The sequence below is a fragment of the Agrobacterium tumefaciens genome (genome assembly GCF_009649785.1).
Classification (GTDB): Bacteria; Pseudomonadota; Alphaproteobacteria; order Rhizobiales; family Rhizobiaceae; genus Agrobacterium; species Agrobacterium tumefaciens.
In genome coordinates this window covers 120,781-131,048 of record NZ_WJOK01000016.1, presented here as the reverse complement: position 1 = coordinate 131,048, position 10,268 = coordinate 120,781, and the positions used below count along the sequence as shown (strand labels likewise).

The 10,268-nt window shown below is 55.7% G+C and carries 9 protein-coding genes and 1 pseudogene; 3 read left to right on the top strand and 7 right to left on the bottom strand.

Annotated features, from left to right (window positions below; genetic code table 11):
- The coding region (locus tag GH784_RS17895; protein ID WP_323131481.1) for a HAMP domain-containing protein at positions 1–814 on the bottom strand (814 nt) is incomplete at its 3' end.
- A 435-nt stretch (positions 815–1,249) separates the two neighbouring features.
- Complete coding sequence (locus tag GH784_RS17885) at positions 1,250–1,516, bottom strand: hypothetical protein (protein WP_003517422.1); 267 nt, start codon at positions 1,514–1,516, stop codon at positions 1,250–1,252.
- 148 nt (positions 1,517–1,664) lie between these two features.
- On the opposite strand from GH784_RS17885, the gene GH784_RS17880 reads away from it, so the two are divergent.
- Positions 1,665–2,276 (top strand): TetR/AcrR family transcriptional regulator, encoded by a 612-nt coding sequence (locus tag GH784_RS17880; protein WP_113049355.1) that lies wholly within the window; start codon positions 1,665–1,667, stop codon positions 2,274–2,276.
- 217 nt (positions 2,277–2,493) lie between these two features.
- Positions 2,494–2,694, top strand: coding sequence for a BrnA antitoxin family protein (locus tag GH784_RS17875; RefSeq protein ID WP_153793654.1), 201 nt, complete (start codon positions 2,494–2,496; stop codon positions 2,692–2,694).
- Positions 2,695–2,706: 12 nt separating this feature from the next.
- On the opposite strand, the gene GH784_RS17870 is transcribed toward GH784_RS17875, so the two are convergent.
- A complete protein-coding gene (locus tag GH784_RS17870; RefSeq protein WP_025591372.1) occupies positions 2,707–3,618 on the bottom strand; it encodes an HNH endonuclease in 912 nt (303 codons plus the stop codon).
- A gap of 14 nt (positions 3,619–3,632) precedes the next feature.
- Between GH784_RS17870 and GH784_RS27485 the strand changes: the two genes are divergently transcribed.
- A complete protein-coding gene (locus GH784_RS27485) occupies positions 3,633–3,929 on the top strand; it encodes a recombinase family protein (RefSeq protein WP_323131480.1) in 297 nt (98 codons plus the stop codon).
- Positions 3,930–4,198: 269 nt separating this feature from the next.
- Here GH784_RS27485 and GH784_RS17860 read toward each other — a convergent pair.
- The 4 genes and pseudogenes from GH784_RS17860 to GH784_RS17845 form a co-directional block, all read right to left on the bottom strand.
- Positions 4,199–4,428: pseudogene (locus GH784_RS17860) on the bottom strand (transposase); the annotation flags it as partial.
- A gap of 115 nt (positions 4,429–4,543) precedes the next feature.
- Positions 4,544–7,633: an efflux RND transporter permease subunit gene (locus GH784_RS17855; protein WP_174073230.1), complete on the bottom strand. Its 3,090-nt coding sequence runs from the start codon at positions 7,631–7,633 to the stop codon at positions 4,544–4,546.
- Positions 7,630–8,751, bottom strand: coding sequence for an efflux RND transporter periplasmic adaptor subunit (locus tag GH784_RS17850; protein ID WP_153793660.1), 1,122 nt, complete (start codon positions 8,749–8,751; stop codon positions 7,630–7,632). The genes GH784_RS17855 and GH784_RS17850 overlap by 4 nt, the downstream gene beginning before the upstream one ends.
- The gene (locus tag GH784_RS17845) at positions 8,751–10,175 is read right to left on the bottom strand and encodes an efflux transporter outer membrane subunit (RefSeq protein WP_153793653.1); all 1,425 of its coding nucleotides are present in this window, start codon (positions 10,173–10,175) and stop codon (positions 8,751–8,753) included. The genes GH784_RS17850 and GH784_RS17845 overlap by 1 nt, the downstream gene beginning before the upstream one ends.
- Positions 10,176–10,268 lie beyond the last annotated feature (93 nt).

Here is a 10,268-nt window from a genome sequence, read left to right as displayed (position 1 = left end):
CTTCTGTTTCCTGTTCAAGGCGGATGCGCTCGATCGCACTCTCGCGGAACACCTGAACGGCAACCGCCATCTGGCCGACTTCGTCCTTGCGGTCCATGCCATCGATCTCGGCTGCCGTATCGCCGCCTGCCAGCGACACCATACGCTCCCGCAGGCGGGCAATCGGCGTTGTGATGCCACGCGAGGCCACGAACAGCGCGAGAATGATGCCGGCTGCAAAGCTGATGCCAACCACAACAAGCGAGGTCAGGATCGTGGAATTCGTCTGGTCACTCAGATCGTCGCTGCCTTTTGCAACACCCTTGGCAAGCTTGTCCAGCAACGAGCCTATTTCGTTTCCGGCCGCGCGAATTTGCCCATCAGCCTTCAGGAGTTCCGCCGCGGACTCCTGATTACGATTAGCGGAGCCAAGCTCGACGGCCTTATCCGTGCTTGTGATGATGCTCTGAGATTGTTTGAGCAGTTTGTCGATTGTGGCCGTCTCTTCCGGGAATATGGCCTTGACGTTGTTCAATCGCGAGATCAGTTCGCCTTTGTCGGCGTTATACTCGCCTTTGGCGATGGCGAAATCCGGAATGGAGGTGTCATATGCCATTACCTGATAAGCACCGTAAGCCACCGCCTGAAGATTGCGGTTGGCACGAGAAAGCTCGACAAGCGCGGCATTATCGCCGGCAATGAACTCTGAATAGAGCGTGTCCGCGTTTTTGTAACGGGCGGACATATATACTGTTGCACCCAGACCGATGATGCAGAGCGGTAGAATGAGCGACAGAATTTTGGTGCGGATACTGGCATTCTGGAGAAATGACACGGATAACCTCAGGGCATGAATACCGCTCCTTCCCCGTGCCGGAGGTGTTCGGCAAGACTGACATTGCACGTCGCGTAACCTCGATCATCAAGGCTTCGGTAGCCGCATCATCGGCTCTGATCGCAACTGCATCATGCATGCGCCGAAAAACGCCGGCCTGCCCCCTCAATACGGGCAGGTCACCATTCCGCGGGCGAAACGACAGCCCCGCCAAAAGGCGGAAACGCCGGGCCGCATTTCGCAAAACACGGACTAGAACCGATTGTTCCACGGCCGTGCTTCGCTCGTTTTCTTGCGATTAGTTATAGTTAAATACTTTACAATTTCTTCATGCCCAAACGGGCGCAGGAGATACCAATATCTGAAAGATCAGCGTGCGATTAGCCATCCCACCGCGCATACGCCCGACTTGCGGGATGGTGATGCAGGCCACATTCACATATGGGCAGCGCAAGGCTTAAAGAAACCTGCGAACAAGGGCTGTACGGCGGTTACGAGTGTACGCTTCGATGAAGCTGCAGGCGCGCTCGTTTCAAACTGTCCAGCAAATGCTGCGCCATCGCGTGTCGTCAAGGACGTCGCCGCCGAATGCATCAACTCTTTGAAATCGTCCAGGCCCACGTCGTCGGCGCGCATGACTGAACGGATCAGTGGATCTGCGAAAATCTCGGCGAGCGTCATCTCGTCTATCGTCTGTCTCATCTCAGTCTCCTTTCGATAATTCCTAAGCTGTGAAAGCGGGCGATTGCTTGACGGGCTCGCGCCAAGGTGTTACCGGTAAGTAACTTTTGTGATAGTTACCGATCGGTAACACGCATGTCAACACCGCTTGAGGGTAAAAATTAAACTCATGAAATCCGAGACATCTGATCGTGCTTCTGAGCAGAAAATCGCACCTCGTGACCGGATTGTGTCAACGGCCTGTCAACTGTTTCGTGAACATGGGATACGCGGCATTGGTGTTGATGCCATTGCCGAAGCCGCCTCAACCAACAAGATGACGTTATACCGACATTTTGGTTCCAAGGACGATCTTGTGTGTGAAGCGCTCAAGCACAGTTCTCGAACGCTCAATAAAGCCTGGGAAGATCTCGAAAAAGAGAACCCGGGCGACCCGAGGGCTCAGCTCACGGCATGGGTTAAAGCGCGCGCACAATGTCTTTCCAGCGAGCCCTATGGATGCGATTTGGCCAATGCTGCGGTAGAGTTGAAAGAGCAAGGACACCCTGCACATGCGATAATAGAAACGTTGAAGATGGAACAGCATTCCCGGCTTGCCGATCTTTGTCGTTCGACAGGTGTAAGCGATCCTGAACTTTTGGCTGATACGCTATCCATGCTGTTAGAGGGAGCACGCGTCAGCAAGCTTGCCGCCGGCAAAGAAGGTCCGTCGATGCGGTTTACGCGTGCGTGTGAAGCTGCGATGGTCTCGTTTGGTCTAGGTGCACAGGCTTCTGTCTGATCCTGGTGGTGCAAGAATGAAGTGCCACTGAAAGAGCTAAGGTGCATGTTGATCGGCCAACTTAGAGTAACCTTCGCGATACGCGTTCTCTTCCGGATCAAGAGGCGGTTGACCAGTTTATCAGCAGCAATTGCGTTGTTTCGGCTGCCCACCAAATGTGGGGTGCGACCACCGCTGTTTCGACATACAGCCTGAAAGTAGAAATTGACCGGCTGCGCTGTTCAAACCGGCGAAGAAGGTCGCAGCTCCAGCCGTTGAACGTTCTGCAATCCCCAACACCAAGGAGCTTGTATCCTTGAAAATCGAAAGTGATGTCCTTTCGCATTTTCAGGCGGACGGTCCGGGCTGGCAAGAGCGCATCAACGATACCTTGCGAGCCGCAATAAATGTGTCCTATCAAGCACTTGAACGGATTTGAGCCGTTGGCGCGCTATTGCTTAAAGGTATTCTCGCGATGCCATCTCAGAAATTGTGGATGCGGGCGTTCGTGAACACCTGCCGGTACGATCGCTCTTCCGGTCTTGTTGATAAGACCTTGGATGCTGCCGCGGTCGTTCGCTTGACGCGAAACCAGGACCTCAAGATCGTCCGACAAGCCGATAAGGCCGCGATCGAACATCCAGTGTGCCGTACCAGAGAGCGCGATGCCATTCGACAGAATATCCGGGCCGTCCGCTTCAACCGGGCGAATATGGGCGGCATCAACCTCGGCGCGGCCGCCACCATTGATCAGCTTCAAGCCTGTTATCGCGCATCGTTTGTCGTAGGCCTGCAAGATCAGTCGGCGAAACAGGCGATCGCGAACGATACGCGACGAAAGCTGTGTGACCCGCACCCTTTCCTCTTCGAACATAAATGGAGCTTGAATGCCGCCCGAGAATCCGGCGCCAGTTGGCGTGTCTATTGCCTCGCCCGATCGCGGCAGTTCCGGTTGATCCTCCGCTAGGCCAATCGACAAGATACGATTGAAGTCTGCGGCGGAGATCGGCCGCACGGCGGCTTGCGCCCTTCCCGAAATTCGCCCCGCGTCGTTGAGCACTCCCCGCTCGATCACGCCATCTGGCCCGCTGAAAGGAACAGCGTTGACGAAATCGAGATAGCTGCCGGGTTCGATCAGAGCCAGATACATACCGGACGCTTTGGGGTCTGGAATGACCTGTGCGACCTTGGCGACCGCGAAATATCCGCGCGTCGCCGCCACCTTTCGAGGCTCGTAGTATATGACCCAATCTCCAACGCAGGCTTGGACGCGGCCGAGATACTGGCTCGGAAACTGATATTCCTCAGCCGGACTGTCGTCGTAGATTGAATCTGTGCGGTGAATGAAAACCCCGAATCCCATATTCGATCTCTACCATGGTGATCGCGATACAAACAGGGAGATCGGTCATTATGCATGCCCTCAAGCGCATCGTGCTTTACACGCGTTATGCAACAGATCAACAAGACCTCGCTTGGATCACAACCCAGCCCGATCTCGGAAAGCAATTCGTTCTGCGACAAGGCTGGCATTTGGCCGACACTTTCGTCGACGCCTATGTAAGCGGTTCGTCTTTCGAGACGCGGCCTGGGCTCCAGGCCGCTTTGGCGGTGGCGAAGACCGGCGGGCGTGTTTCTCTGCCTTACTCTCGATCGCCTTTCCCGCGGCCTTGAGCACAGTGCCCAAATTCTCAAGATCCTGCAGCTTCATGATGTTGATTTGTGGAAGGTCACGGCGCCGCGGCGGTGTCATTGATGGAACTTGGACTGAGGGCGGTTCTCAGGCAGGAAGTGCTCGAACAAGTTCGCTACCGCGTGCGCGCAGGCATGAAGACCGTGCCAAACAGGTGCGGGTGCCAGGCGGTATCTTTTACGGCTACAGAGTGCGACGTGAGTTCGACGATAGTGGGGAGCCGGTTCGCGGCCTTCGTTCGATTGACATTTAGGATGCCGCGCTCCTCGGTGACGCGAGCCAGTTCCTTCTTCAGCCGCTTGATCTCATCAGCCTCGTCGCTGCCTTGGCGTTCAACGAAGCAAACTTCTTCTTCCATTCGTAAAGCGAATGCTGACTGACGCCGAGCCGCTGCGAAACCTCCGCAACCGGATAGCCTCGCTCTGTGATCTGACGCACCGCGTCACGCTTAAACTCTTCGCTGAAATTCGATTTTCTCATGGATTGGGAAAGAAGGTGTCTGCAAATCTAGGGCTATTCGCTGTATCGTCATCGGTGGGGCGCAGTTTCCGGCGACCCAATGCAGAGCCGGTGTCCCCGGCAGGTCCTGCACGCGTTAGACTTGTGGCGTGGAAAATCCCTCTGCCTGCTTGGTTTCGCCCCCTCCGATCCTCGCCTTGAGCCATACAAGCGCGTCATCCAGGAAAGTGAAGACCACAGGAATGACCAGAAGGCTTAGGAAGGTGGAGGTAATCAATCCGCCTATGACAACGATACCCATGGGTTGGCGAAAGCTTGAGTCTCCCGAGACGAGACTCAATGCTGCGGGCAGCATGCCGCCGGCCATAGCGATGGTGGTCATGATAATGGGTCGTACTCGCTTGTGGCAGGCATCGACAAGGGCGTCGTAGCGAGACATGCCGGCACGTCGTGCCTCAATGGCGTACTCCACGAGAAGGATCGAGTTTTTCGAGACAATTCCCATCAGTAGGATCAGACCGATAACAGCAGGCATTGAAAAGCTCGTACCTGTCAGCACCAAAGGCAGCAGAGCGCCGCCAAGCGCCAGCGGCAGAGCCATCAAAATAGTCACAGGCTGGAGGAAATCATGAAACAGGAGGACCAGAACGGCATAGATACAGAAAATGCCGATCGCCATGGATGTGCCGAAACTACTGAACAGCTCACTCTGACGTTTTAATTCGCCCTGCTCCACGAACTTCACGCCCTGCGGCAGGTTTTTATAGCCGGGCAACTGTGCGGCTTCTGCGGTCACGTCGGAGAGGTTCCTGCCATTTAACTCGACAGTCAGCGAGACGTTGCGCGATCGGTCAAGCCGATCGATCTGACTGGGGCTGGAGCCAATCGAGATGTCGGCGATAGCACCCAGCGAGATCTTGCTTTCTTTGCCATCGACTGGGATCAGCGAGATAGCATCCAATGACTGACGGCTTGCGGTGTCGAGCATCACGCGAATGGCGACCTGGCGTTCGGGCAGATTAAGCTTCGACAGAGCTGTATCATACGCACCAGCAGTCGCCACGCGAATGGCTTCGGCGATGGCCTTGGACGTCACACCAAGAGAGGCCGCCTGCGCAAGGTAGGGTTTTATGGTGACCTCCGGTGTCTGCATGGCCGCGGATGAAGTGACATTGCCGATTCCTGGAAGCGTGCGCAAATCAGTCTCAAGGCTTGCCGCCGCCTGTTCAAGAAGGTCAGAATTGTCGCCTGCAAGCGTCAGCGTGAGCTTTGTCCCATTGCCTCCGGAGCCTATTTCCAGGCGAACGCCGGGCAACTGCTCCAAGGCTTTTCGCAAATCATTTTCGATCTCCGACTGCTTTATATCCCGGTCGTCAATCGGCGTTAGATTGACGACGATTGTCGCACTGTTAGTGCTTGAATTTGACGTACTGTTCATCCCGCCCGTGGACGCTGTTCCGGTTGCCTGAAACACCGAGGTGACGTGGTCTACGCCTGCGATGATTTCGGATGCTTTTCGCGCCGCCTCGTCAGTCGCTTCAATCGTCGATCCATATGGCGTGGTGAGGGTAATTTGCGTTTGACTGTCATCGGAGGCTGGGAAAAAGCCCGTCGACAAATGAGACAACAGAAGGATCGTGAATGCCAGAAACCCGACCGTCCCAAGCACTGGAATCCAGCGGCGACGCAACGCACCCTTTACCAGCCAGAGGTAGCTCCGCATCAGGCGGCCGTCCTCTTCGTGTGTCTTGCCACTGGCCTTCATCATATACGCTGCCATCATTGGCGTTAGCAATCGCGCAACCAGAAGCGAGGCGAGAACGGCAACTGACGCAGTAATACCGAACTGCTTGAAAATGATGCCCGGAATGCCGCCCATGAAAGCTGTTGGAAGGAAGACCGCGACCAAGGTAAACGTCGTGGCAATAACAGCCATGCCGATTTCGTCAGCTGCCTCCATCGCCGCCTCGAAGGGGCTTTTACCCATGTTGAGGTGTCGCTCGATATTTTCTATCTCGACAATGGCGTCATCCACAAGAATCCCGACCACAAGTGAAATCGCCAGCAGTGTAATTGTGTTCAACGTATAGCCAAGCAGATACATCACGAGAAAAGTCGGTATGATCGACAGCGGCAGGGCAACAGCCGCGAGAAGCGTCGCACGCCAGTCGCGCAGAAACAGCCACACGACGAAAACGGCGATGAGCGCGCCCTCATAGACCATGTGCATCGAGGATTCGTAGTTTTGCTCGGTGGGTACGATGGTGTTGTAGGCTTCTTCGATTGTCACGCCCGGATTGGCCGCGGCAAATACCGTCATCGCGTCGCGAACTTTCTCGGTAACGGCCGTATCAGAATAGCCTTTTGAACGCTTGATCTGAGCGGCAATCACGGGTTTGCCATTCAGGTAGGCAAGTGAGGTAAGATCGTTGTGGGTATCTGTTACCGTTCCGAGTTCGTCCAGTCGAACCCAACTCCCGGCAGGTAAGGGTATGGGCAATGATCGGAGCTGTTCTACACTGTTTGCCGTTGCAAGCGTCCGGACAGACTGACTTTCGCCGCCGATTCTGCCCTTGCCACCAGACAGATCGGACTGCACCGCTTCGACCTGGCTGTTGACATCATTCGCGGTCAAACCAAGGCCATCGAGGAGATTTGCGTTGAGCTCTACCCTGACTTCTCTATCGACCCCACCAAGGCGACCGACTTCACCAACTCCGTCCACAGCCATCAGCGCGCGCGACAGATCGTTGTCGATGAACCAAGAAAGCTCTGCAGAATCCAATTTGTCTGAATGCACGACGTAGGTGATGAGCGGCGAGGCGTTCAACGACTGTTTCGAAACGGTCGGCGCGTTCATTTCTTCCGGCAGGTCGCTCTTTGCCTCGTCGACAGCACTCTTGACCTCATCCAGTGCTTCCTGGGTGTCCTTTCCAACCTGGAAGGCAACCGAGATGCTAACAGAACCATCCGTGATCGTTGTTGTGACGGAGTCCAGCTTGGAAAGGCCCGTCAGTTCATCCTCGATCTTGCGAGCCACTTCCGTTTCGAGCTGAGACGCCGACGCCCCATCCAGCGAAGCACTGATCTCGATCGTTGGAAGGTCCATATCGGGGAAATTCTGGACGTCGAGGCGATTGAAAGCCCACAGACCACAGGCGGTCAACAGGACGAAAAGCAGAACGGGCGGGACGGGATTGCGGATGGACCATGAGGAGAAATTCACTTTGCTTCCTCCTTTTTGGCAATCGTGGTGCCGTCGGACACTCGCACAACCGAGCCATCTGCGAGGAAAGCACCACCTGCTGTGACGACTTTGTCCGCCTTTTCGATACCAGAAACAATCTCGACACGGTCGCCCTGTCGGCGACCTGTCTCGACGCGCTTCCGGGCAACGGTCACCTTCTCAGCCTCATTCAAAATGAAGACATAGGAAAACCCGTCCCGGAGCGTGACGGCTGTCGCTGGCACTGTCAGCGCATCGGCGTGGTCGAACTCGAAGTAGCCGCTGGCGAGTATGCCGGTCTTCGGGGTTTGCATTCCTGCCTCGGGCTGGAGGGTCACGTAAACCGTGACCCGACCATTATTTGTCGACGTAGTGGGTGAAACCAACCTAACCTTGCCACTAATATTGCCGTCAGGGGTCGGTATAACTGCTTTCGTTCCTTGCTTTACTTCGGCCAACCGCTTTACCGGCAACTCCGCTTGCCATTCGACCCTGCTTTGCCGGATGAGCTTGAACAGTTCGTCACCGGCATTCACGACGTTACCGAGAGATGCCGAACGCGCAGATATGATCCCGTCATCAACGGCGTAAACCTTTGTCCGGTCCAGTGTCAGTTGCGAAGATGCCAACGCAGCTTTCGCAGAGAGGACGTCGGCTTTCGCCTTGCGCTCGCTGATCAGATACTCTGTCGTTTGCTGCTTCGACAACGCACCGGACCCCGTCAGTCCTCGGGCGCGATCCGCATCCGCAACCGCTTGATCGAGCGCCGCTTCCTGCTTTTCGACCGTCGCTTCCTGCTGTTCCAAATCCGCCTGCGCCGTATCAGCGGAGAACTGCACCAGCAGGTCTCCCTTTTCAACCGTCGCACCGATATCTGCTTTGACATCGATGATTTTAAAGCCGCTAACCTCAGCGGCGATGACCGCTTCATCCCATGCGGCAAGTCGACCACTCGCAGGAATAGTCACCGGCCAGTTCAAGAGCTGGGGGTTGGAGACGCTCACTGTCAAAGCTGCAGCTTGAGAGTCGGTCTGTGCGGCGTCTTCGCTACGGGCCGACTGCGGCATGAAAGTTACGGCAAGGGCCATGGCGAGAGAGGAAAAAACGGATCTACGCATCAGTGTGTTCCAGTCATAAGGGTATTCGAGGCGCCAGGCGGAGCGGACCAACCGCCTCCCAGGGACTTGTAGAGCGCGATCCAGTATCGGACCGCGTCGCGTCTGATTTCGATGAGGGTGATGGCGGCAGACTGTGCCGAGCGACGCGCCTCTTCCCGGTCGAGGATGCTGACGCCACCAGATTTCCAATTCTCATCGACCGAGCGGAAATAGCTTTGATAGTTATCAGCGGCTATCTTGGCATCGCCGATACGCTTCAAAGCCGTGTTGACGCGAATGAGGGCTGTTTCCACGTCTGCGACAGCCGTCAAGACGCCGGACTTGTAACTTGCGACAGCAACATCGTAATCCGCCACTGCACTTCTGACGGCAGCCCTTTTGGTGCCGCCATCAAAGAGCGGTATCGACAATGCAGGACCAAAGGACCACGGTATCGATCTGCCGGTTACGGTGGATTCGCTGATTGAAATGGATCCACTCAAGCTGAGACTTGGATAGAGGTCGGCCTTTGCCGCGCCAACATCCGAAACCGTTGCTGCGACCTCAGCTTCCAGCGCATTGACGTCAGGCCGTTGCCTCAAAACGTCCGCCGGTACAGAGGCGATCCGCAACGATGAAGGCTGTGGAATGCTACTTTTCCCCTGGTCCAGCAATTTTCTGATCACCACTTCATCGGCAGCAGTCAGTTGGACCAGTGACTTGATGATGATTTCGCAGTCACCACGTTGGGCGGTCAAATTTGACGAGGATGTCGCCGCACTTGCGCGGGAGAGCGCCAAATCGGCAGTTGACGTGAAGCCGGACTGTGCTGACTTTTCAGTGGCGCGCAGTGTCTCTTTCTGCGACGCGAGCTCGTCGCGGTAAAGCTTTTCCAACTGGCGACACGCGCGATACTGGACGTAGTAATCACCGACCTCGGCTGCGACGGAAATCCGTGCGTCATGCCATGACCAGACCTTGCCTCGGGCTCTCGAAGCCGCAGCCTGTGTTTCTTTCTTAGTCTTGCCGAACAAATCAAGTTCCCAGGCTGCGTCGAGACCACCACTTTTGTTCGTTCCGGCTACAATCTTATTGAGGTCATCGCCTTTGTTGCCCTCGCGCAATGCGGAGGCAGATCCATCCAGCGACGGGAAGAGGCCCGCACGTGCGCTATCCAGCGTCGCACGCGCCTTGTCGATATTGCCGACGGCTTCTTGAACGGTCGGATTTTCCCGTTCCGCCAGTGTTAGCAATTCCGTCAGCGAAGAATCTTTAAAGCTTGCCCACCACGCGACGAGATCAGTAGGGCGTCCTCCATGCGGCAACGTCGCGTGCCAATAGGCTGACACGACAGAATTTGAAGGTTTGAGGGTGCCAAGGGCGGTACAACCGCTGAGTACCGCCAACGTGGCGAGGACGGAACCTGAAGAGAAGACTATACGCATGATCCGGGCTGCCTTTAAGCTGTCGGCTGCACTATAGGGATCGCGATGTTAATGTCGGTCAAGAACGTGTTAAGTTATGTAAAACTGCTGTAT

Bases quoted from the DNA above. Each gene is read 5' to 3' on its own strand.
- GH784_RS27485 (WP_323131480.1), top strand. From the start codon at position 3,633: ATGGTGATCGCGATACAAACAGGGAGATCGGTCATTATGCATGCCCTC.
- GH784_RS17870 (WP_025591372.1), bottom strand. From the start codon at position 3,618: ATGGGATTCGGGGTTTTCATTCACCGCACAGATTCAATCTACGACGAC.
- GH784_RS17845 (WP_153793653.1), bottom strand. From the start codon at position 10,175: ATGCGTATAGTCTTCTCTTCAGGTTCCGTCCTCGCCACGTTGGCGGTA.
- GH784_RS17880 (WP_113049355.1), top strand. From the start codon at position 1,665: ATGAAATCCGAGACATCTGATCGTGCTTCTGAGCAGAAAATCGCACCT.
- GH784_RS17885 (WP_003517422.1), bottom strand. From the start codon at position 1,516: ATGAGACAGACGATAGACGAGATGACGCTCGCCGAGATTTTCGCAGAT.
- GH784_RS17850 (WP_153793660.1), bottom strand. From the start codon at position 8,751: ATGCGTAGATCCGTTTTTTCCTCTCTCGCCATGGCCCTTGCCGTAACT.